The 21,887-nt window shown below is 62.9% G+C and carries 19 protein-coding genes; 6 read left to right on the forward strand and 13 right to left on the reverse strand.

Translation table 11 applies throughout. From position 1 onward, the window contains the following. Positions 1-171 precede the first annotated feature (171 nt). Positions 172-939, forward strand: a complete 768-nt coding sequence (locus tag ACFQ6Y_RS22820) for a DUF1542 domain-containing protein (protein ID WP_378637679.1) — start codon at positions 172-174, stop codon at positions 937-939. Here ACFQ6Y_RS22820 and ACFQ6Y_RS22825 read toward each other — a convergent pair. Together ACFQ6Y_RS22825 and ACFQ6Y_RS22830 are read right to left on the reverse strand one after the other, a co-directional pair. Continuing rightward, the gene (locus ACFQ6Y_RS22825) at positions 936-1,733 is read right to left on the reverse strand and encodes an Fpg/Nei family DNA glycosylase (protein WP_378447843.1); all 798 of its coding nucleotides are present in this window, start codon (positions 1,731-1,733) and stop codon (positions 936-938) included. The two genes, ACFQ6Y_RS22820 and ACFQ6Y_RS22825, sit on opposite strands and share 4 nt — an antisense overlap. Before the next feature lie 15 nt (positions 1,734-1,748). After that, positions 1,749-2,222: a ribose-5-phosphate isomerase gene (locus ACFQ6Y_RS22830; RefSeq protein ID WP_003944571.1), complete on the reverse strand. Its 474-nt coding sequence runs from the start codon at positions 2,220-2,222 to the stop codon at positions 1,749-1,751. 100 nt (positions 2,223-2,322) lie between these two features. Between ACFQ6Y_RS22830 and ACFQ6Y_RS22835 the strand changes: the two genes are divergently transcribed. Then, positions 2,323-3,201 (forward strand): M48 family metallopeptidase, encoded by an 879-nt coding sequence (locus ACFQ6Y_RS22835; protein ID WP_378637450.1) that lies wholly within the window; start codon positions 2,323-2,325, stop codon positions 3,199-3,201. Here the strand turns inward: ACFQ6Y_RS22835 and ACFQ6Y_RS22840 are convergent. Next, positions 3,189-3,812: a DsbA family protein gene (locus ACFQ6Y_RS22840; RefSeq protein ID WP_003944541.1), complete on the reverse strand. Its 624-nt coding sequence runs from the start codon at positions 3,810-3,812 to the stop codon at positions 3,189-3,191. The two genes, ACFQ6Y_RS22835 and ACFQ6Y_RS22840, sit on opposite strands and share 13 nt — an antisense overlap. Positions 3,813-3,978: 166 nt before the next feature. Here ACFQ6Y_RS22840 and ACFQ6Y_RS22845 point away from each other — a divergent pair, with 166 nt between their 5' ends. Both ACFQ6Y_RS22845 and pepN read left to right on the forward strand, forming a co-directional pair. Continuing rightward, entirely contained in the window at positions 3,979-5,214 is a 1,236-nt protein-coding gene (locus tag ACFQ6Y_RS22845; protein ID WP_378637455.1) for an NAD(P)/FAD-dependent oxidoreductase, read from the forward strand. A gap of 65 nt (positions 5,215-5,279) precedes the next feature. Next, positions 5,280-7,859 (forward strand): aminopeptidase N, encoded by a 2,580-nt coding sequence (gene pepN, locus ACFQ6Y_RS22850; protein WP_378637460.1) that lies wholly within the window; start codon positions 5,280-5,282, stop codon positions 7,857-7,859. A gap of 68 nt (positions 7,860-7,927) precedes the next feature. Here pepN and ACFQ6Y_RS22855 read toward each other — a convergent pair whose 3' ends face one another. The 3 genes from ACFQ6Y_RS22855 to ACFQ6Y_RS22865 all read right to left on the reverse strand — a co-directional run bounded on the left by ACFQ6Y_RS22855 (position 7,928) and on the right by ACFQ6Y_RS22865 (position 9,530). After that, the gene (locus tag ACFQ6Y_RS22855; protein ID WP_019749092.1) at positions 7,928-8,407 is read right to left on the reverse strand and encodes a DUF5130 domain-containing protein; all 480 of its coding nucleotides are present in this window, start codon (positions 8,405-8,407) and stop codon (positions 7,928-7,930) included. After that, positions 8,394-8,657: a hypothetical protein gene (locus ACFQ6Y_RS22860; RefSeq protein WP_007730943.1), complete on the reverse strand. Its 264-nt coding sequence runs from the start codon at positions 8,655-8,657 to the stop codon at positions 8,394-8,396. The genes ACFQ6Y_RS22855 and ACFQ6Y_RS22860 overlap by 14 nt, the downstream gene beginning before the upstream one ends. Positions 8,658-8,831: 174 nt before the next feature. Continuing rightward, a complete protein-coding gene (locus ACFQ6Y_RS22865) occupies positions 8,832-9,530 on the reverse strand; it encodes an HNH endonuclease (protein WP_020908239.1) in 699 nt (232 codons plus the stop codon). Positions 9,531-9,712: 182 nt separating this feature from the next. On the opposite strand from ACFQ6Y_RS22865, the gene ACFQ6Y_RS22870 reads away from it, so the two are divergent. Beyond that, the gene (locus ACFQ6Y_RS22870) at positions 9,713-10,120 is read left to right on the forward strand and encodes a globin (RefSeq protein ID WP_378537978.1); all 408 of its coding nucleotides are present in this window, start codon (positions 9,713-9,715) and stop codon (positions 10,118-10,120) included. Between the two features lie 4 nt (positions 10,121-10,124). On the opposite strand, the gene ACFQ6Y_RS22875 is transcribed toward ACFQ6Y_RS22870, so the two are convergent. After that, positions 10,125-10,559 carry a cupin domain-containing protein gene (locus tag ACFQ6Y_RS22875; RefSeq protein WP_378537975.1) on the reverse strand — a complete coding sequence of 145 codons (435 nt, stop codon included), beginning with the start codon at positions 10,557-10,559 and terminating at the stop codon, positions 10,125-10,127. Positions 10,560-10,722: 163 nt separating this feature from the next. Between ACFQ6Y_RS22875 and ACFQ6Y_RS22880 the strand changes: the two genes are divergently transcribed. Beyond that, positions 10,723-12,321, forward strand: coding sequence for a glycoside hydrolase family 13 protein (locus ACFQ6Y_RS22880; RefSeq protein WP_378637464.1), 1,599 nt, complete (start codon positions 10,723-10,725; stop codon positions 12,319-12,321). 28 nt (positions 12,322-12,349) lie between these two features. On the opposite strand, the gene ACFQ6Y_RS22885 is transcribed toward ACFQ6Y_RS22880, so the two are convergent. The 6 genes from ACFQ6Y_RS22885 to ACFQ6Y_RS22910 form a co-directional block, all read right to left on the reverse strand. Beyond that, a complete protein-coding gene (locus ACFQ6Y_RS22885; protein ID WP_378537970.1) occupies positions 12,350-13,036 on the reverse strand; it encodes a hypothetical protein in 687 nt (228 codons plus the stop codon). After that, on the reverse strand, positions 13,029-13,448 hold the full coding sequence (locus ACFQ6Y_RS22890; RefSeq protein WP_003944573.1) for a thioesterase family protein: 420 nt from the start codon (positions 13,446-13,448) through the stop codon (positions 13,029-13,031). Before ACFQ6Y_RS22890 ends, ACFQ6Y_RS22885 begins: the two co-directional genes overlap by 8 nt. Beyond that, on the reverse strand, positions 13,445-18,292 hold the full coding sequence (locus tag ACFQ6Y_RS22895; protein ID WP_378637473.1) for an NAD-glutamate dehydrogenase: 4,848 nt from the start codon (positions 18,290-18,292) through the stop codon (positions 13,445-13,447). Before ACFQ6Y_RS22895 ends, ACFQ6Y_RS22890 begins: the two co-directional genes overlap by 4 nt. A gap of 99 nt (positions 18,293-18,391) precedes the next feature. Continuing rightward, entirely contained in the window at positions 18,392-18,811 is a 420-nt protein-coding gene (locus ACFQ6Y_RS22900) for an acyl-CoA thioesterase (protein ID WP_378449741.1), read from the reverse strand. A gap of 4 nt (positions 18,812-18,815) precedes the next feature. Beyond that, positions 18,816-20,495 (reverse strand): energy-dependent translational throttle protein EttA, encoded by a 1,680-nt coding sequence (gene ettA, locus ACFQ6Y_RS22905; RefSeq protein WP_007730925.1) that lies wholly within the window; start codon positions 20,493-20,495, stop codon positions 18,816-18,818. 166 nt (positions 20,496-20,661) lie between these two features. Continuing rightward, a complete protein-coding gene (locus ACFQ6Y_RS22910) occupies positions 20,662-21,840 on the reverse strand; it encodes an acyl-CoA dehydrogenase family protein (RefSeq protein WP_378637479.1) in 1,179 nt (392 codons plus the stop codon). Positions 21,841-21,887 lie beyond the last annotated feature (47 nt).

The following is a 21,887-nucleotide window of genomic DNA, read 5'->3' on the forward strand; positions in this document are numbered from 1 at the left end:
TCCGCATCGGCCTGGCCGGTGCGGATTTTTTTGCGTTCGAACTCTGTGCACCCAGACCACTCCCCCGGGGTCCGTATCCTGGAGTTGTCCGGATCGATTCTGCTCGGGAGGCCACTCGTGACCACGATTCTTCTCATACTCGTCGTTCTGGCCGTAGTCGTATTTCTGGTCATGAAAAGCCAGCAACGCGGTTCCGGCCACAGCGCAACACAACTCGACGACGCGAAAGCCGATGCCCGGCAGGCGATCGAACGCCTCGGCGGTCAGGTCTACAACCTGACCGGCAGTGACGACGCCTCGCGCCAAGCCCTCGCCGACGCAGGCGAACGGTACAACGCCGCAGGCTCGCAGATCGACCAGGCCGCAACGCCGGTTCAGGCTCGTCTCGCGAAACAGACTGCCCTGGAAGGGCTTTACTACATCCGCGCGGCACGGGTGGCGATGGGCATGGATCCGGGACCGGAAGTTCCCTCCATCGACGGACAGAAGGCTGCGGGTTCTGTCACCGAAGACCGTGAGGTCGAATTCGAGGGCCGCAAGGTCGCCGCATCACCCAATCCGTCTTCGCACACACCCAACTACTACCCCGGTGGACGAGTCGCAGGTCGCCCGGTCCCGGCCGGCTGGTACTCCGAGCCTTGGTGGAAGCCTGCCCTCGTCGCCGGCGCCTGGGGTCTGGGTTCGATGATGCTGTTCTCGACCATGTTCTCCGGAATGGCGGGGGTTCCTTACGGCGCAGAAGCTTTCGCCCAGGGTGGCGATCCCGGCGCCGATACGGGAGCCGGCGACTCCGGCGATCAGGGCATGGACGCCGGTGATTCCGGTGCGGACCAAGGAAGTATGGACAACACGGATTACACCGCAGACGGCGGCTACGACGGTGGGGGCAGCGACTTCGGGGACTTCGGTGGCGGGGACTTCGGCGGCTTCGACTTCTAAGCCGACTGACACACCGGGCACCAGAACAGGTTTCGTGCCTTCATGACGGAATGCAGGATCGGTGTGCCGCACACGCGGCACGGCGATCCTGCTCTTCTGTAGACGTAGGTCCGCGGACGATCTTTTGCGTACGCCGGATCACCGTTGTCGTGCTCGGCGCGAACGACGTGCATCTTCCCGCGTCTGACACCGACTTTCATCAATTCGACAAGGTCTGCCCACATGGCAGTCCACTCGTCGTGAGAGACGAGATTTCCTTCTCGTTCGGGGTTGATTCCGTGGCGAAAGAGAAGCTCGGCGCGATAAACGTTGCCGACACCTGCGAGGACCGCCTGGTCCATCAGCAGGGCGCCGATTGCCGTCTTGGACTTCGAGATTCGCATCCAAGCCTTCTGCGGATCCGCGTCGCGGCGCAGTGGGTCCGGCCCGAGCCGGGCTTCTATCGCGGCGACCTGAGGCGGTAGCAAGACTTCGCAGGCGGTGGGACCACGAAGGTCGGTGCCGAAATCGGCACCGACCATTCGCATCCGGACCTGGCCTACCGGTTCTTCCATCGGCAGGGTGGCGTCGGTGAACTTTCCGTACAACCCGAGGTGCACGTGAACTGTCAATCCGTTGTCGTACGTGTGCCAGAGGTGCTTTCCCCAGGCATCCGATGACGTGAGTACGTGTCCGTCCACCAGGCGCGCGTCCTCGGCGAATCTGCCTTGCGGACTGAGGACGCGGACCGGTGAACCGACGAACTTGCGGGCATGCAACCGTGCCAGCCGGTGCAGGGTATGACCTTCAGGCACGGAACAACTTTCGGATCAGGCTTGCGGCAGAGCCGGTGCGACGCCGGTCTTCTCGTACTCGGACAGGATGTCGATACGACGCTGGTGGCGCTCTTCACCCGACCATGCGGTGGCGAGGAAAGCGTCGACGATGGCAAGCGACTCCTCGAGCGAATGCATACGTCCGCCGATGCCGATCAGCTGAGCGTTGTTGTGCTCGCGGGCCAGCTTCGCCGTTTCGACGCTCCAGGCGAGGGCGCACCGTGCGCCGGGAACCTTGTTCGCTGCGATCTGCTCCCCGTTGCCACTGCCACCCAGGACGATTCCCAGGCTGCCCTCGTCGGCGACGACGCGCTTTGCGGCTTCGATGCAGAAGGCCGGGTAGTCGTCCACGGCGTCGTACTCGTGAGCACCACAGTCGATGGCCTCGTGGCCGTTCGCTTTCAGGTGTTCGATGATCTCGTTCTTACGTTCGAATCCGGCATGGTCGGCACCCAGGTATACGCGCATGGCGACAATTCTCTCAGGCCCGACCAGCCGGGCGCACCCGGGTCGACGTCACACTTTCAGGAGCGCGCATCGCCGTGCGAGCGCACCTATCGTGGTGCCCATGTACCCCGCCAACGCTCAGGCCGCTGCACCCGCCGTTCGCGTGTCACCGGGCAGTGACGCGGTTCGCCACCCGTGGGAAATCCCGCTACTCGTGCTCGCAGTTCTGACGACAGTCGTCACCTATGTGGTGGCGATCGTTCTGATCGCTGCGGGTGATCTGTCGACGTGGATCCTCGTGGTGCTCGCGGCTCCGATCTTGCTGTTCCTCGCGCGAGGTCAGCTGTACGGGTCGCAGCAGGTCAACGGAATCAAGATGACGCCTTCGCAATTCCCGGAGGGGTATCAGCTGGTTGCCGAGGCTGCCGCACGGTTCGGCATGAAAACTCCGCCGGATGCCTACGTCGTGCTGGGGAACGGACGGATCAACGCATTTGCGTCGGGGCACGGATTTCGCCGGTTTGTCGTCGTCTACAGCGACCTGTTCGAAGTCGGTGGGCAGGCACGCCAGCCCGACGCGCTCGCGTTCATCATCGGCCACGAGGTCGGTCACATCGCTGCCGGACATGCGTCGTACTGGCGTCAGTGGGGACAGTTCGCGTCGAACTACATTCCGGTGATCGGGTCTTCGCTGTCGCGTTCCATGGAGTACACGGCGGACAACTTCGGTTTTCACATGCGCCCACAGGGCGCTCCGGGTGCGATGGGCGTCCTCGGCGCGGGCAAGTATCTGGTCGGCCTGGTCGGGTTCGACGAACTCGCCGATCGCGCGACACTCGAATCCGGGTTCTTTCCGTGGTTCGTCAACATCTTGTCGTCGCACCCGGTGATGACCTGGCGTGCGGCCGCGCTTCGCAACCGCACGCACTCAGGTCATCTGTTCTTCCGGCCCGGTCAGCTCTACCGAAATCCGGCGCTCACTGCTGCTCAGTCGAACTGAGGATCCTCGTTGCGGGTCCGCTTGAGCTCGAAGAAGTGGGGGTAGCCGGCCAGCGCGACTGCGCCGTCCCACACCTTGCCTGCGTCCTCGCCTCGCGGGATGCGCGAAAGCACGGGGCCGAAGAAAGCCACACCGTTGACATGAATCGTCGGGGTTCCGACGTCGGGTCCGACGGCGTCCATGCCCTTGTGGTGGCTCTCGCGCAGAGCCTCGTCGTACTTGTCGGTGTCGGCGGCCTCGGCCAGCTCGGGTGGCAGGCCCACCTCGGCGAGGGACGACTTGATGACGTCGGCGAAGTCCTTGTTTCCCTCGTTGTGAATCTTCGTGCCCATCGCCGTGTACAGCGGCAGAAGGATCTCGTCGCCCTTCAGCTGCGCTGCAGCGATAGCGACGCGGACCGGTCCCCAGGCCTTGGTCATCATCTCGCGGTACTCGTCTGGCAGGTCGCGGCCCTCGTTGAGAACCGCAAGGCTCATCACGTGGAACTTGGCCTCGATGTCGCGAACCTGCTGGGCCTCGAGAATCCAGCGTGAGGTGATCCAGCACCACGGGCAGAGCGGGTCGAACCAGAAGTCAGCAGTGTCCGTGGTCTTGCTCGAGGTTGCGCTCACGAAGAAACTCCCTATCAGTTCATGTCGGTCAGGTCATATCAGTTCGGGGACATACTCCCGTCCTGCCAACAATCATGAACCCGCAATCCTTCCCGCGCTTTCCCCCGAACCACCTTCCGATCGCAGTAGTGTCGAAAAGAAACGAGTGCGAAGGAGTGGTTCAGTAATGAGCACCAACCGGAGATTCGTGATCGTCGGCGGCGGGCTCGCGGGTGCAAAGATCGCAGAAGCCCTGCGTGAGCGAGATTTCGACGGTGAAATCACCGTCTTGAGCGAAGAAGACCACCTTCCGTACGAGCGGCCACCGCTGTCGAAAGAGTTCTTCGCGGGAAAGAAAACACTCCCCGAATTCACCGTCCACGACGGCGAGTGGTTCCGCGACCATCGCGTCGATCTTCGACCGGGAACCACGGCAACGGCGATCGACACCGCTGCACACACCGTCTCACTTCCGGACGGTTCCACGATCAGCTACGACAAGCTCGCCTTGGCCACCGGCTCACGTTCGCGGCGCCTCGACATCCCGGGGTCCGACGCCCAGGGCGTTCACTACGTCCGAACAGTCGATCAAGCCGCTGCGCTGCTGCGCACCCTGGCCGCCGACAAGAAACTGGTCGTGATCGGTGCGGGCTGGATCGGTCTCGAAATTGCCGCGTCGGCTCGCGGTTTCGACGTCGACGTCACCGTGCTCGAACATGCCGGCCTCCCGCTCGAATCGACGCTCGGCCCGGAAATGGGTGAGGTCTTCGCCGCGTTGCACCGCCAGAACGGCGTCGACTTGCGCACCGGCACGGACGTCACCGCAATCTCTGTCGACGGCGGTCACGCCTCGGGCGTCACTTTGAGCGATGGAACCGTGATTCCGGCCGACGCCGTGTTGATCGCTGTCGGCGCATTGCCGAACACCGAGTTGGCATCGGAGGCGGGTATCGACGTCGAGAACGGGGTTCTCGTCGACGCCGGTCTGCAGAGCAGCGACCCCGACGTGGTCGCGGTGGGAGACATCGCGGCCGCACAGCATCCGATTCTGAATGCACGAATTCGGGTGGAGCACTGGGCAAACGCGCTCAACCAACCCGAGACGGCCGTAGACACCATGTTGGGGCGGCCCGCCGAGTACGTGCGCATGCCGTATTTCTTCACCGATCAGTACGACCTCGGGATGGAATACTCGGGTCACGCACCGCATGGCGCGTATGCCCGTGTGGTCACTCGCGGTGACGTGGACAAGCGCGAGTTCCTGGCGTTCTGGCTCGATTCCGCGAACAAGGTACTTGCCGGCATGAACGTGAACATCTGGGATGCCGGTGACGCCATCAAGGAACTGGTCGCATCTTCGCGCCCCGTCGATCCGGATCGGTTGGCCGATCCGCAGATTCCGCTGGCAGAAGTGTCCGCTTGAGTAAAGCTCTTCTCTTCGTGATGGGATGGACGCAATAGATCCGCACCATCAACGAGGAGATCTTTGTGGTCGCACCGAACCTGACACGCGAAACCGCAGCGCAACGGTCAGCAATCCTGACCGTCGAGAACTACCTGATCGAACTCGATCTCACCGACGGCAACGACGCACCCGGCGAAGAGACGTTCTCTTCGAAGACCACCGTCACGTTCACGGCTACGGCCGGGGCAAGCAGCTTCATCGACATCGTCGCTGCCCGAGTCCATTCCGCAGTCCTCAACGGAACGGCACTCGACGTCTCCGGTTACGACGAGTCGACGGGCATCAGCCTGCCCGACCTCGCTGCCGACAACGAGTTGGTCATCGAGGCCGACTGCATCTACTCCCACACCGGCGAGGGACTGCATCGATTTGTCGACCCGACCGATGACGCCGTCTACCTCTATTCACAGTTCGAGACGGCTGACGCCAAGCGCATGTTCGCGTGCTTCGATCAGCCTGATCTGAAGGCGACGTTCGACGTCCGCGTCACCGCTCCCACGTCGTGGAAAGTCATCTCCAACTCCGCGGTCGTCGAGACCCTCGCCGCCGATCCCGGCAAGCACGTCTTCCGGACCACCCCGAAGATGAGCACGTACCTGGTGGCGCTCATCGCCGGTCCCTACGCCCACTGGACCGACAACTACTCCGACGATCACGGCGACATTCCACTCGGAATCTTCTGCCGCGCTTCGCTGGCCGAGTTCATGGACGAAGAGCGGCTCTTCACCGAGACCAAGCAGGGATTCGACTTCTACCACCGCAACTTCGGTGTTCCCTATGCCTTCGGCAAGTACGACCAGCTCTTCGTCCCCGAATTCAATGCGGGCGCGATGGAGAACGCCGGCGCCGTTACCTTCCTCGAGGACTACGTCTTCCGCTCCAAGGTGACCCGCTACTCGTACGAGCGTCGCGCCGAAACCGTGCTGCACGAAATGGCGCACATGTGGTTCGGCGATCTCGTCACGATGGCGTGGTGGGACGACCTGTGGCTCAACGAGTCGTTCGCGACCTTCGCTTCGGTCCTGTGCCAGACCGAGGCCACGGAGTACACGAACGCGTGGACGACGTTCGCCAACGTCGAGAAGTCGTGGGCCTATCGCCAGGACCAGTTGCCGTCGACGCACCCGATTGCCGCGGACATTCCGGACCTGGCCGCCGTCGAGGTCAACTTCGACGGCATCACCTACGCCAAGGGCGCCAGCGTCCTCAAGCAGTTGGTCGCCTACGTCGGACTCGAGCCGTTCCTCGCCGGACTGCGTGAATACTTCCGTGAGCACGCCTTCGGGAACGCAACCTTCGACGATCTACTGGGTTCACTCGAAAAGTCCTCGGGCCGTGATCTTTCCGATTGGGGTCGGCAGTGGCTCAAGACCACCGGCCTGAACATCCTGCGACCCGACTTCGACGTCGACGCGGACGGAAAGTTCACCCGCTTCGCCGTCCTGCAGGACGGTGCTACCCCCGGCGCCGGTGAGCGTCGAATCCACCGGATCGCCATCGGAATCTACGACGACGTCGACGGCAAGTTGGTGCGCACCCATCGCGTCGAACTCGACCTCGATGTTGCGGAAAGCACGGTTGTTCCCGAACTTGTCGGCGTCGCCCGCGGTGCGCTCGTGCTGGTCAACGACGACGATCTGACGTACGGCTCCGTGCGACTCGATCCCGAATCGTTGGCGACGGCGATCGAGCGGGTCGGCGACATCACCGACTCACTCCCCCGCACCCTGGTCTGGTCGGCGGCGTGGGAAATGACCCGCCAAGCCGAACTGAAGGCACGCGACTTCGTCGCACTGGTCGGACGCGGAATCAGTTCGGAGACCGAAGTCGGTGTGGTGCAACGCCTCTTGCTCCAAGCCCAAACCGCCATCGGTTCCTATGCCGATCCCGACTGGGCCGAGGCCGAAGGCTGGACTAGCTTCGCCAATCGGTTGCTCGAACTCGCACGTGAGGCAGAGGCCGGTTCCGACCACCAGCTGGCATTCGTCAACGCACTCACCGGTGCTGCGCTCTCGCCGTGGCACACCGAGGTACTGCGCGAATTGCTCGATGCCGATCCCTCCACCGTCGGGCTCGACGGCCTGATCGTCGACACCGACCTGCGCTGGCGCATCGTCGGGGCACTCGCAGCTGCCGGCGAGATCGACGCCGAAGGAACCGCAACGCCGTTCATCGACGCCGAAGCCCAGCGTGACCCGACCGCTGCGGGCGCTCGTCAAGCCGCGGCCGCCGCGGCCGGACGTCCGCAGGCCGCTGTCAAGGAAGAGGTCTGGGCGAAGGTCGTCGGCGACGACTCGGTGCCGAACATCACCGCACGATCGATCATCGGCGGGTTCGCTCGCGAGGGCCAGGACGAACTGCTCGAGCCCTTCGTCTCCCGCTACTTCGCCGACATCGCGGCGGTGTGGGAACGACGCTCGAGCGAGGTGGCACAGACGGTCGTCATCGGGCTCTACCCGGCGTGGTCGATCTCCGAAGAATCCGTCGCGGCAGCAGACCGATTCCTCGAAGGCGACATCCCTCCCGCATTGCGCCGTCTGGTCGTCGAAGGCCAGGCCGGTGTGGTTCGTTCACTCGCAGCACGAAAGTTCGACGCAAGCTGACATGCGAAAGGCCGGTGCCCGCGTCGATTCTCACGAATCGAAGCGGGCACCGGCCTGTGTCTTACAAGTCAGGGCGCCGAAATTGCGGCTGCCATAACGCGAATGGCGCTGATCAGTCCGTCGATCAGGTTGCCTTCACTGAAGGATGCAACAGCTGCCGTTGCTCCGAGCTGCGTAACGCGATCGGTGACCCGATCGGCGATTGCCCGCCCGCTGCGTACCTCGACGGTGCGCTGGTTGGGCGAGACTGCGATCAGGACGGAACGCTCGGCTTCTGGCGTCGTCGGGAACAGTGCGTCGGCCCCCGCTGCCGGATCAGAACCGAGATCACCGATGTACGCGTTGAATCGCACCTTGGTGGCCCGAGTTGCTTCGGTCATCGCGACGTCGAGCGCGACCAGATCCATGGTCTCGAACGGAAGGTCGTCGGTGAACGGCTCACCGATGCGATGCACACCGGAAACACGTCCGCTGGACGTGACGACGCTGCCGACCGGCAGGTCCTCGGGCGCTACTGCGAGCGCGGTCGAATGATCACCACTTGCCACTTGCGGACCCTCCGATCAGATCAGCCGAACCGGCTTCGATTGCGTGTGCACTGCCGTGATGGCCACCGCGAACGGTGACCTCGTCGACAGCACTCCACAGCACGGGAGCGTGATCCCACGACTCACCGAGATGGAACGCCGGCGGAACCGGTCCCGGCGTCTTCTTCCCGAGGAAGGACGCAGCCGCGAAGAACGCGGTGATCAAGGCCGGAATCCCAACGTATATCAGTACTACCTCGAGAATGCTCACACCAGATAACGTAGCCCAGAACGCCAGGAAGGAAAGCGTCAGGGCCACAAATTCTCGGCCAATTTCGTTTCGGCGGCGTTGGAACACGACTCAGGCCGCGCCCAGGCCGAAACAAAGCTCAGGCTGCGCCCACGCCGAAACAAAGCTCAGGCTGCGCCCACGCCGAAACAAAGCTCAGGCTGCGCCCACGCCGAGATACGGCATCCACGCCGGATGCAATTCCTTGGTTGCCGCGAGCAGACGCCAGTGCGGGCCGGACGGCGGAACCAATTCCGCGCGGAGGGTCCATCCGAGTTCGCTGAGCATCTTGTCGGCCTTGCGGTGATTGCAGGGGGCACAGCACGCGACGCAGTTTTCCCACGAATGTCCGCCACCTCTGCTGCGAGGAACAACGTGGTCGATGGTTTCGGCTTTGGCTCCGCAGTAGGCACATCGGAAATGGTCACGATGCATCAGTGCGGCGCGGGTCATCGGAATGCGGGCGCGATAAGGGACACGCACGTAGGTGCGCAATCGAATGACCGAGGGAACCTGCACCGACCAGTCCGCAGAATGGACTACCGGGCCTTGTTCGTCCTCGTGGACGGTATCGGCCTTGCCGCAGGCCATCAGTACGACCGCGCGCCTGGCAGGAAGGGCGGTCAGCGGTTCGTACGTGACGTTGAGCAGTAGCACCCGACGTTTTACCCACTCGGGGACGACGCGATCGGGAGGGAACATCTCGAGGTGAGAATGTTCTTCGGAAAAGAGTGGGTCGGCAGTGTGCGCGAACCCGTCAGGAACAACTTCCAGAACAGCCCCTAACGCGTGGTCGTTCCGCGCGCTAGTGGGCTGGAGTTGTCGGTGATTGCGTGCAGCATGTCGGTTCTTCATACGACCTCCGGGAGACTGCCCCCAAGTTGACCACGGATGATCGCGTTACGCACTCCCATTTCGAACAAAATTGCCAGGACGGCCGGTGAATTTCCGGTGAATGGGTACGCACTCCGACTCGATACAACCGTCGTCGACCCGGAAACCGACCACTACGGCCGTCAGGCACAATGGAAGTTGCCATGAATGACGTACAGCACGACGTGCAGCAGACCTTCTACGACGCCGTCGGCGGAGCCGCGACGTTTCACAAGCTCACCGCGCGATTCTACGAAGAAGTCGCGAAGGACGAGGTTGTGCGCCCGCTCTACCCCGAGGCCGATCTCGGCCCGGCCGAGCGGAGAATGCGGATGTTCCTCGAGCAGTACTGGGGCGGGCCGCACACGTACTCGGAGGAGCGTGGGCACCCGCGTCTGCGGATGCGCCACAATCCCTTCGTGATCGGCCCGATCGAGCGTGATGCTTGGTTGCGGTGCATGCACGTCGCCATCGCGTCCATCGACGAGAAAACTCTGAGCCCGGTGCACCGCAAGCAGTTGATCGACTACATGGAGATGGCAGCTGCGTCCATGGTGAACTCCGCCATCTGAGCGTTTACTTCGCCTTCGGTCTGAACAGACGCGCAACCCGGCGGGCTGCTCGTACCCCGAACGACACTGTGGGATGAAGCGGCGAACTCAAGATTGCATGCTTACGCACGTACTCGTCGACCTCCCACTCCGACCAGCTGCCCGCACGGAAGAGTGCGGCATCACCGACGCCCAGGGTCCGCTTTGCGATTCCGTCGGCCTGAACAGTGACCGAGCCCTCGATGATGTGCACGATTTCGTCAGCCTGGAAGTACCAGCGAAACCGTCCCTTCGTGCAATCCCAGACGTGCGTGGTCGTGGTGCCGTCTTTACTCACCGACCATTGCGCCGACCGCGCAGCTGGTGTGCCGGAGATTATCCAGTCCCGGTTGATCGGATCATGATCGAGCAGCACGTGATCCAAACTGACCGCTTCGATTGCCGACAAAGTCATGGCCAAGCCCCCTTGGTTGAATTTTCGATACATCACCCCCGGCGGTAACACCACAGTTGCCACATGGCGTGACCGCGTCAATGCAAAGTACACCAAGGCTAGGTAAAGAGTCACGCTTTTGCCGTGTCCAAGTCGTGCGAGTGCCGGACGTTTGGCACTATGAACTGCTGTGAGCACCCCCGCGGATTCGTCCTCTGTAAGCCGGCCCGAAGCACCGTGGTGGAACGAGGCGGTTTTCTATCAGATCTACCCGCGTTCCTTTGCCGATTCGGGCAGTGACGGTATCGGCGACCTCGGCGGAGTCGAGGAGAAACTCGGATACCTCGAGCTTCTCGGTATCGACGCGATCTGGTTGAGCCCGGTAATGAAGTCACCGATGGCCGACCACGGCTACGACGTCTCGGATCCTCGCGACATCGATCCCTTGTTCGGCGATTTGGCGACGATGGATTCGCTGATCGCGTCGGCTCACGAACGCGGAATCAAGGTCACCATGGATCTGGTCCCGAACCACACCAGTGATCAGCACGAGTGGTTCAAGGCGGCTCTGTCGTCGGCGCCCGGCTCTGCGGAGCGATCCCGCTACATCTTCCGAGACGGTAAAGGTGAGAACGGCAGCGAACCGCCGAACAACTGGCCGAGCATCTTCGGCGGCCCGGCATGGACCCGCGTCATCGAAGCCGACGGAAAACCCGGTCAGTGGTACCTGCACATCTTCGCCAAGGAGCAGCCGGACCTGAACTGGGACAACCCCGAGGTCTTCGACGACCTCGCCAAGACTCTGCGCTTCTGGCTCGAACGCGGAATCGACGGATTCCGTATCGACGTGGCGCACGGAATGGCCAAGCCTGACGGTTTGCCGGACCACGACTGGGAGCTCAACGAGCTCATGCGAAATTCCGACGACGACCCGCGGTTCAACAACCCGGCCGTTCACGAAATCCACCGCGGAATCCGCAAGGTCATGGACGAGTTCCCGGAGGCCATGACCGTCGGCGAGATCTGGGTGAAGGACAACCAGAAGTTCGGCGAATACATCCGGCCTGACGAACTGCACCTCGGATTCAACTTCCGACTCGCAGAAACCGGGTTCTCGGCCGAGTCCGTCCGCGAGGCCGTGGAAAACTCCCTCGCAGCTGTCGCCGAGGTCGGAGGTGTGCCCACGTGGACACTGTCGAACCACGACGTCGAACGTGAAGTCACGCGCTACGGCGGGGGCGAGATCGGGACGCACCGCGCCCGGGCAATGATCCTCGTCGAGCTGGCGCTCCCGGGCGCGAGCTTCATCTACAACGGAGCCGAACTCGGTCTGCCGAACGTCGACCTTCCCGACGACGCACTGCAGGACCCGGTCTGGGAACGATCCGGACATACCGAGCGCGGACGTGACGGTTGCCGCGTGCCCCTTCCGTGGGAAGGAACCGAACCACCCTTCGGTTTCACCACCGGTGCGAGCACCTGGTTGCCGATGCCACCCGAGTGGTCGACGCTCACCGTGGAGGCGCAGATCGAGGACGTGGACTCGATGCTCTCGCTCTATCGCGCCGCCCTCGAACTTCGAAGCGCCAGGCCGGAGTTCTCCGGAACCGACATCGATTGGTACGGCAGTCCTCCCGGCTGCCTCGCTTTCCGTCGGCGTGGTGGTCTGATCTGTGCCCTCAACACGACGGAGGTGCCCATCGCGCTGCCGAGCGGGCAGCTTCTACTGAGCAGTGCGCCTCTGGTCGACGGTCAACTGCCCGTCAATGCGGCGGCGTGGCTGATCTGAGAGACCACCGCACCCGCCGCCTGAACTCCTACCGTGCCACCATCAGGGGTATCGAACCTCCGCGGTGACGGTAGATCGAGCCGAATCGTGCATCGAGGCGCACCCAGGATTTGCTTGCCCGCACCCGAACCAACTCCGACGCGTCGATCTGCTCGAGGTCGATGTCGGCGGTCATCGCTTCGGATCCGGCGTGCGGAACGAATCCCATTGCGGTCAAGGCAAAGATAACTCGCATCGAGATCCCGACCGTGCCGGACGGACCACTGACCTCGAGTACGTCCTGATCGAGCAACGACGCCGGCGGCCCGTGACTGCTGCCATGCTCCTGGGCCAAGGCGTTGCCCCGCTGGGCCAGTTCGATCAGCACCCGGGCGGGCACGTCGTCCAGGTGCTCGAAGCCCTCCGTGGGCGGCAACGCCCCACGCCACGCCGAATCCATAGCGAACCCCGGATCGATCAGCTCACCCGTTGCCTGCTCCACGGCCGCGAGCAACTGATCCCCGGCAGCCGAGGTGTCGTCGGGGTTGATGGTGCCCGCCACGGTTCGCGTTGCCAGAGCGTCGAAACCCGTTGGTGCCCAGACACTCAGGTGGGCATCTCCACGTCGACGCATCCGGATGACCGTGGACTCGTCCAAGCGCAGTGCATGACCGATGAAGCCGGCCAAGTTCTTTCGCTCGGACTCCTCGGGCACGGTCAGTACACGTTCATGCACGTTGCCAGCTCTCCAGGTACTCGCGCTCAGGGCCACTGAGACGGCGCAGACGTTGCGTGTCGATGTCGAAGGCCGCTATTTGAGTCGACGCCACGATGGACGGCGGGACGCTGAGATCGGCGCCGCGCGGGCGAACTTCGTACGCGATGGTGAAGTCCACCGCGCGCACCTTTTCCACCCACATGAAGACGTCGAGCGGTGAATCGTCGTGCCGCAGTTGGCCGCGGTACCGGACATGGAGATCGGCAATCACGGCCCCGTCACGCAGGGTGACCGTCGGGCGCGAGTCTTCGAACAACCAAGGAATCCGCGCCTCTTCGAGCAACGTCACCATTCGTGCGTGGTTGATGTGCTGGAAGGCATCCATGTCGGACCACCGAACCACTACTTCGGCGTGGAATCCTTCGCTCAACGTCCTACCTCCGATCGGGTGCCCATGCTGCGCACCATGCTACGAACCTGACGCGCCGCCACCGAGAGCGTCGCGAGGTCAAGCGTCCCAGACTCGAAGATCTCGACGAGAGCTGCCCTCGCCCGGCTCAGGCGCGAGGCGTTGGTCGATTCCCATTCGTCGATCTTTTCCTGCGGCGACTCCCCCGGCTCGCCGCCGGCCAGAACCTCCATCGTCAGCTGCCGAAGCGAACTGTAGAGGTCGTCTCGCAACGCGAGCCGCGCGAGCGAGTGCCAACGATCGCCGCGCTCGAGTCCCGAGACCGCGCTCAGCAACCAGTCGATTCCGAGATGCGCGTCCAAGGCGTAGTACAGCTCCGCGACTTCGGTGATGTCGTGATCTGCGATGTCGGCGATATCCGCGATGTCGAGCAGGCAGTAGACGTCGAGCAGCCGGAACACGTCCAGCGCCAACGCTTCCGGAGCCCCACGGTCGATCACCGACTGCGCGCGCACCAGCAGATCGTCGAGCTGATGGCCGGCGAGCAGTCCGGGAACCAGCGGGGCCGTCGCCCGATACGCTGCCGAGTAACGCGCAACCTCGGCGCCGACTGCGATCGGCTGGGGCCGATTGGCCAGGAACCATCGCGACGCCCGGTCGAGCAGTCGGCATGATTCCACGATCAACTCGTTTTCGATCTCTGCACTGACGCCCGCCGAGCGGATTCGCGACCACACCTCGTCGAGTGCAAAGACCTCCCGCACAGCAGCGTAGGCGCGAATCGAGTCGGTACTGCTCGCTCCAGTCTCCTCGGCCAAGCGGTAGGCGTAGGTGATTCCGCCGTTGTCGATCGCTTCGTTGACGAGCATCGTCGCCACGATCTGCCGACGCAACGGGTGTGCCTTGATCTCCGTTTCGAACCGATCGCGAACAGCGGTCGGGAAGTACTGCGGGATCTGCTGGGCGAAGAAATCGTTGTCCGGCAACTCGGTTGCGAGCAAATCGTCCTTGAGTGAAAGCTTGACGTGCGCCGTCAGCGTCGCCAGTTCCGGCGACGTCAGACCCACACCGGCCTCGAGTCGACGCTCGATCTCCTTGTCGGTCGGCAACGCCTCCAGCTTGCGGTCCAGGCCACGTGCTTTGCTCAAGTCCGTCAACTGACGGCGGTGAACACCGAGCATCTGCGGCGCGGTCACCCGTGAGATTCCGAGCAGCGCGTTCTGAGCGATGTTGTCCGCCAACACCAATGCGGCCACGTCATCGGTCATCGACGCCAGTAGCGGATTGCGTTCCGGTGACGGCAGCAACTGCGAGCGCACGAGCGAATCGAGAAGAATCTTGATGTTCACTTCGTGATCGGAGCAGTCGACGCCGGCCGAGTTGTCGATGGCGTCGGTGTTGATGTGACCGCCGTTGGCGCTGAACTCGATTCGTCCCAGGGCTGTCACGCCGAGGTTGCCACCCTCACCGATCACCTTGACCCGCAGATCTTGACCGTCGACTCGTACGGCGTCGTTACTCTTGTCGCCGACCTGCGCATTGGTCTCCGTCGACGCTTTGACGTACGTACCGATTCCGCCGTTCCAGAGTAGGTCCACCGGCGCCGACAGGATCGCTTGCATCAACTCCGGCGGAGAGAGCTTCGTGACTCCCTCGGCCAACCCCAGTGCGACCCGTACGCTTTCGGCGATCGGGACCGACTTGACCGTGCGATCCCAGACCCCGCCGCCTTCACTGATCAGGCTGGTGTCGTAGTCGGCCCACGACGACCGAGGTAACTCGAAGAGCCGTTGACGCTCCACGAACGAACTCGCTGCGTCAGGATTCGGATCGAGGAAGATGTGTCGATGGTCGAACGCGCCCACCAGTCGGATGTGGCGACTGAGCAGCATTCCGTTGCCGAACACGTCACCGCTCATGTCGCCGACGCCTACCGTCGTGAAATCCTCGGTCTGCGTGTCGACACTGAGTTCGCGGAAGTGCCGCTTGACGCTTTCCCAGGCGCCCCGGGCGGTGATACCCATGCCCTTGTGGTCGTATCCCACGGAACCGCCGGAAGCGAACGCGTCGCCGAGCCAGAAGTCGTACTTGGCGGCAACCGAATTCGCGAGATCGGAAAACGTCGCCGTGCCCTTGTCTGCGGCGACGACGAGGTAGCGATCCTGATCGTCCTTGCGTACCACTCGATCCGGCGTCACAACTTCGCCGGTGGCGGCGTGCACGTTGTCCGTGATGTCGAGCAATCCGGAAATGAACGTGGTGTAGCAGGCCTTGCCGGTTTCCAGCGTCGCGGTTCGATCAGCGGCCGGATCGCCCGTCGGCAAGGGCGGATTCTTCACGACGAAGCCGCCTTTGGCGCCGACCGGGACGATCACCGCGTTCTTGACGGCCTGCGCCTTCACCAAGCCCAGCACCTCGGTGCGGAAATCTTCGCGCCGGTCGGACCAGCGGAGCCCGCCGCGCGCGACGGCGCCGAATCGCAGGTGCACGCCTTCGACCTCGGGCGAGTACACGTAGATCTCGAAAGCCGGCCGCGGCTTGGGCAACTCGCTGATCCGTGAGGGATCGAGCTTGACCGACAGGTAGTCACGAGAACGACCATCGGCGTCGACGACGTAGAAATTGGTACGCAAGGACGCCTTCACCAACGAGAACATTCCACGCAGAATGCGATCGGCATCCAAGCTGAGTACCTCGTCGATGGACGCACGCAACTGCTCGTCCAATTCCGCGACGCGGATGTCGTCCTGTTTCTCGGGGTCGAACATCGCCTCGAACAACTGCACCAATGCAAACGCGGTCTGCGGATGCGTTAGCGCGATTCCTTCGATGTGGAACTGACTGTACGGAAATGTGGCCTGCCGCAGATACTTTGCGTATGCGCGCAGCACCACGGCTTGACGCCAGGACATACCGGCGCGCAGAACCAACTCGTTGAATCGGTCAGCTTCTGCCCGGCCGAACCAGACTGCGCCGAACGCGGCTGTGAAGCGCTTCTGGACCTCGGTCAGCGGGGCGGTACTGGTCTCGAGTGGCACCTGCGCATCGAGGTCGATCTCGACCGACGCCCGAAGATCCGCCGGTACCGACAATCCGAAATCGTAGATCCAGCACTGAACGCCGTCGAGGCGCTGTACGACGTGCGGCCGCTCGTCGAGAACTTCGACGCCGAGTGACTGCAGCACCGGCAGGACCTGGCTCAACGAGATACCGTCGCCGCCGACGAAGAGGGTGAAGCGCCAGGCGCCAGGCGCGGAGTCGACGGCGCGATAGAGCAGCACGTCGATCGCGCCCGGTGCCAACGCCTCGAGCCTGGCGATGTCGGCGAGCGCCCGCGACGGCTCGAAGTCCTCTTTGTATCCGTCCGGCAGTACCCGCGAATACCGCTGCACCAGTTCCGGATCCACGCCCGGACTTTCTCGAACAAGGTCGTTGATGCGGTCGTCCCAGCTACGACTGACTTCGGTCAACAGCGCCTGAACTCGCTCGCGGTTGGCCTCGGAGACATCGAGATGAACCGGCTCGCTGGCCGGATCGCGCCGGATCGTCACGTGCAACAACGCAAGATCGTTCTCGGTAACCCGGGCGGTGTAATCGACTGTGCCTGGTCCGAATTCGCGCCACAACAGGCTTTGCATCGCCAGCCGAACCCGCGTCGTGTACCGGTCGCGAGGTAGATACACCAGGCAAGACACGAAGCGGCCGAACGTGTCCTCGCGGACGAAAAGTCGCACTTGCCGACGCAATCCGATGCTGTGCACGGCGTGCACGGTCTCGAACAAGGTCTCGGCATCGCTCGAGAACAACTCGGTGCGCGGGAACGACTGGATGACCTCGAGCATCGCCTGGCCGGAGTACGAATGCAGGTCGACACCGGCACGCGCGATTACTTCGCGGACGCGGCGCTCGATCAGGGGAATCGCGAGGACGTTCTCGTGGAGTGCGACCACGGTGAACACTCCCAGGAACCTGTGCTCCCCCACGATGTTTCCGTTGTCGTCGAGGATCGAGACGCCCACGAAGTACGGGTAGACAGCGCGGTGCACCGTGGCGGGGAACGATCCCTGAGTCAGGACCAGAAGCGGTCGATCCGGGAGATCTGCGACGGGAGGCAAACTCATCGGGCCCTCGGTGACCGCGTCGGAGCGCAGCACACCGAGTCCACTACCCGCGACCGTACGTGAACCGTCCTTCGTGCCCTCGAATCGCCGGTACCCGAGAACGGCGTAATTTCCGTCGGCCATCCACCGAAGTAGTCGAGCGGTGTCGGAGAACTCTTCGGGGGTGATCCTGCCGGTGGCGGTTTCGGCGGCGCTCGCCAACTCGTCGGCAATGCGCAATTGCAATGCCTTCATGTCCGGGGTGTCGCCAACCACCTGGCGGACGTCTGCGAGCACTTTGCCGAGGTGCGCTTCGATCGCGTCGAGAGCGGAATCCTCGACTTCGGAATCCAACTGGACGTGCATCCAGGACTCTTGGATACCGCTGTCGCCCAAGGACATCAGATTGCCCGAGTCATCGCGTTCGACGGTCAGGATCGGATGGGCGAATTGACTGATTCCCACACCTTGTCGGTTGAGCATCGCCGTGACGGACTCGACGAGCAACGACATGTCGTCGGTGACGATCTGGACGGCAGCGCCGAGACCCTCGGATCCTGACGGGCGGTACACACGCCATACGGCCGTGCCCGGTGTCCGTTGCCGCCCGAGCGCAAGATGCGCGAGCAGGACTCGATCCGATCGACCGTTGATGACGTCGTCGCTGTCACCCTCGTCGATATGCGTGAAAAAGGCCTCGCGAAGACGCGTCAACAACGTCGCTTCGTCGAGGCCTGTGCCCTGCTGCCGTACACGGTCTGTCATTCCTGGCTCACATCCTTGTGGGTTCTGATCGCCGCGACCAATCTCTGACTCGAGACTAGCCGCGGCAACCAGCACCTAGGGTGAACTGAGAAACGAAATCTACGATGTCGTCATCTGAACAAGCGATGCTTCGAGCACCGCGCGTTCGCTGTCCGCCAGCGGTCTGGACTTTTCGGACACCGTGTCGAATCCGACCATCAACGCGTCGCCGAATGCGCATTCGACACCCGCGTTGTCACGGATGATGTGACGAACCGTGAACGAGGAAGTCCCGACGTGAGTCGTGAAGATCTCCACGTTCAAGGGACCGGACCGATCGGTGACCGGCCTGAGGAACTCGATGGTCATCTTTCGAACCACGAGGTATCCCGGCCGGCCGCCGAGCGGCGCCAGTTTCGCTTCCAGGAACTGGATGCGAGCTTCCTGCATGTACTCGACGTAACGCGTGTTGTTGACGTGACCCAACCGGTCGGAATCGCCCCACCGGACCTGGATCTGCGCTGTGTATACGTCGGACACCGGATCAGTCCCTGGTGAGCTTGCGGTGAGTGACGCGGTGCGGGCGCGCGGCGTCGGGGCCGAGTCGCTCGACCTTGTTCGCCTCGTAGCCCTCGAAGTTGCCTTCGTACCAGTACCAGGCTGCCTCGTTGTCGCCGAAGCCACCTTCCCACGCGAGGATGTGGGTACAGGTGCGGTCCAGGAACCAGCGATCGTGCGAAATCACGACGGCGCAGCCGGGGAACTCTTCGAGAGCGTTCTCCAGCGAGCCGAGGGTTTCGACGTCGAGGTCGTTGGTGGGCTCGTCGAGCAGGATCAGGTTTCCGCCCTGCTTGAGCGTCATCGCCAGGTTCAGGCGGTTGCGCTCACCACCGGAGAGGACGCCGGCCGGCTTCTGCTGATCGTGGCCCTTGAAACCGAACGAGCTGATGTACGCGCGCGAGGGGAACTCGGTCTGGCCGACGACGATGAAATCGAGCCCGTCGGAGACTGTCTCCCAAACCGTCTTCTTGGGGTCGATGCCGGAACGGTTCTGGTCGACGTAGCTCAGCTTGACCGTCTGACCGATCTTGACCTCACCGGCATCAGGCTCCTCGAGACCGACGATGGTCTTGAACAGCGTCGTCTTACCCACACCGTTGGGGCCGATGACGCCGACAATTCCGTTGCGCGGCAACGTGAACGAGAGGTCCTTGATCAGAACGCGGCCGTCGAAGCCCTTGTCGAGGTTCGAGACCTCCACGACCACGTCACCCAGACGCGGCGGTGCCGGGATCTGGATCTCGTCGAAGTCGAGCTTGCGAGTCTTCTCGGCTTCGTTCGCCATTTCCTCGTAGCGATCGAGACGAGCCTTGTTCTTGGCCTGACGGGCCTTGGCGCCGGAACGAACCCAGGCGAGTTCGTCCTTGAGACGCTTCTGCAGCTTCTGATCCTTCTTGCCGGCAACTTCGAGGCGTGCAGCCTTCTGCTCCAGGTAGGTGGAGTAGTTGCCCTCGTATGGGTACAGGCGTCCGCGGTCGACTTCACAGATCCACTGTGCGACGTGATCGAGGAAGTAACGATCGTGGGTCACGGCGAGGATTGCGCCGGGGTAAGCAGCGAGGTGCTGCTCGAGCCACAGGACCGATTCTGCGTCGAGGTGGTTGGTGGGCTCATCGAGGAGCAGGAGATCGGGCTTGCTCAGCAGCAGCTTGCAGAGTGCAACGCGTCGCTTCTCACCACCGGAGAGGTGGGTGACCATCTCTTCCGGCGGGGGGCAGCGCAGGGCGTCCATAGCCTGCTCGAGCTGCGAGTCGATCTCCCACGCGTCTGCGTGATCCAGCTTCTCCTGCAGTTCGCCCATCTCTTCCATGAGCTCGTCGGAGTAATCCGTGGCCATCAGCTCGGCGATCTCGTTGTATCGCTTGAGCTGGACCATCGTCTCACCGAGGCCGTCCTCGACGTTCTCGCGAACGGTCTTGGTCTCGTCGAGCTCCGGCTCCTGCATGAGGATGCCGACGGTCGCGCCCGGAGCCAGGAAGGCCTCGCCGTTGCCCGGCTGGTCCAGTCCGGCCATGATCTTGAGGATGCTGGATTTACCAGCGCCGTTCGGTCCGACGACACCGATCTTCGCGCCGGGGTAAAAGCTCATCGTGACGTCATCGAGGATGACCTTGTCACCGTGCGCCTTGCGCACCTTCTTCATCGTGTAAATGAACTCAGCCATGACCGCCAGCCTATCGGTGTTTGTCCTATAACCCACATTGCGCGTTGGCGCTCACACCGATGCGGGTTCTGCGGACAGTCCGAGGTCATCGACCAGATTCACCGACATGCTCATCGACCCCCACGAAAACCGCGATGGGGACACCTCCGGGTGTCCCCAGGACGGCTCAGATCATTGCCCGGTGGATGCCCTTCGGCTCGCCACCGAGCTGCGAGAGCGTCGACGCATGGAAAATGGAACCGGGCACATGAATCGCATGCGCCAGACCTGCATGAGCATCACGCCAGAACCGCTGCATCGGCGTGCTCAACTGCAAAGCCCCACCACCGGAACGAGCAAAGATCTCGTCCACCGCCCGCACCGCCCGCCACGCCGCAGCAGTCTGCGTACGCCGACCGATCGCACGAAGCTCGAACGAAACCTCTTGCCCCTTCTCCGTCATGTCCCAGAAACGATCCACCGTCTCCAAAATCGCAGCCCGAGAAGCAGCGATCTCGGCCGCCGCCTCACCGATCGCGAACAGCACATACGGATCTTCCTTGATCGGAACACCACTGACCGTCACCCGCTCACGCTGCGCCGCCATGTTGCACGCCAACGCACCTTCGGCGATACCGATCAACGACGAGGTGATACCGAGCGGGAAGATGCACGAGAACGGGAACTTGTACAACGTCTCCGTACGGCCCGCTTCCTTCCATGCCGTTCCGTCGTACACCTTTCCGGCGTCGATCGTGCGGTAGGTGGGCAGGAACGCGTCCTTGACGATCAGATCCTTCGAACCGGTTCCGCGCAGGCCCACGACGTTCCAGCTGTCCTGGTCGATGTCGTAATCGGAGCGCGGCAACAGCACGTGCAGGTGCTTCGGCGGCATCAACGGCTTACCGGACTCGTCACCGACCATCGCACCGATCATGATCCAGTCACAATGATCAGTTCCCGAGGAGAACGACCAGCGGCCGTTGAGGATGTACCCACCCTCGACCGGCCTCGCAACGCCCATCGGCGCATACGGCGACGCCATCCACGTATCGGGATCGGTTCCCCACACCTCTTCCTGAGCCTTGCGGTCGAAGAACGCAAGCTCCCACGGATGCACACCGACGATGCCGCTGACCCAGCCGGTAGCACCGTCCATCGCACCGATAGCCATTGCCGTCTCGGCGAATTCACGCGGATGCACCTCGAGCCCGCCGAACTCCCTCGGCTGCAACATCCGGATGACACCGGAGTCGCGCAGTCGCTTCGCGCTGCCGTCCGTCAAGCGCATCAGCTTGTCGCCCTCGACTCCGTCGGCGCGGATCTCGTCGGCAAACTGAGAGATGTTGTCCAGAACCTGACCCATGATCTTTCCGCCTCCACTGATAGTCGACCAACGACCATTAAAGTAGA

This window comes from Rhodococcus sp. NPDC056516 (assembly GCF_042794655.1).
Classification (GTDB): domain Bacteria; phylum Actinomycetota; class Actinomycetes; order Mycobacteriales; family Mycobacteriaceae; genus Rhodococcus_F.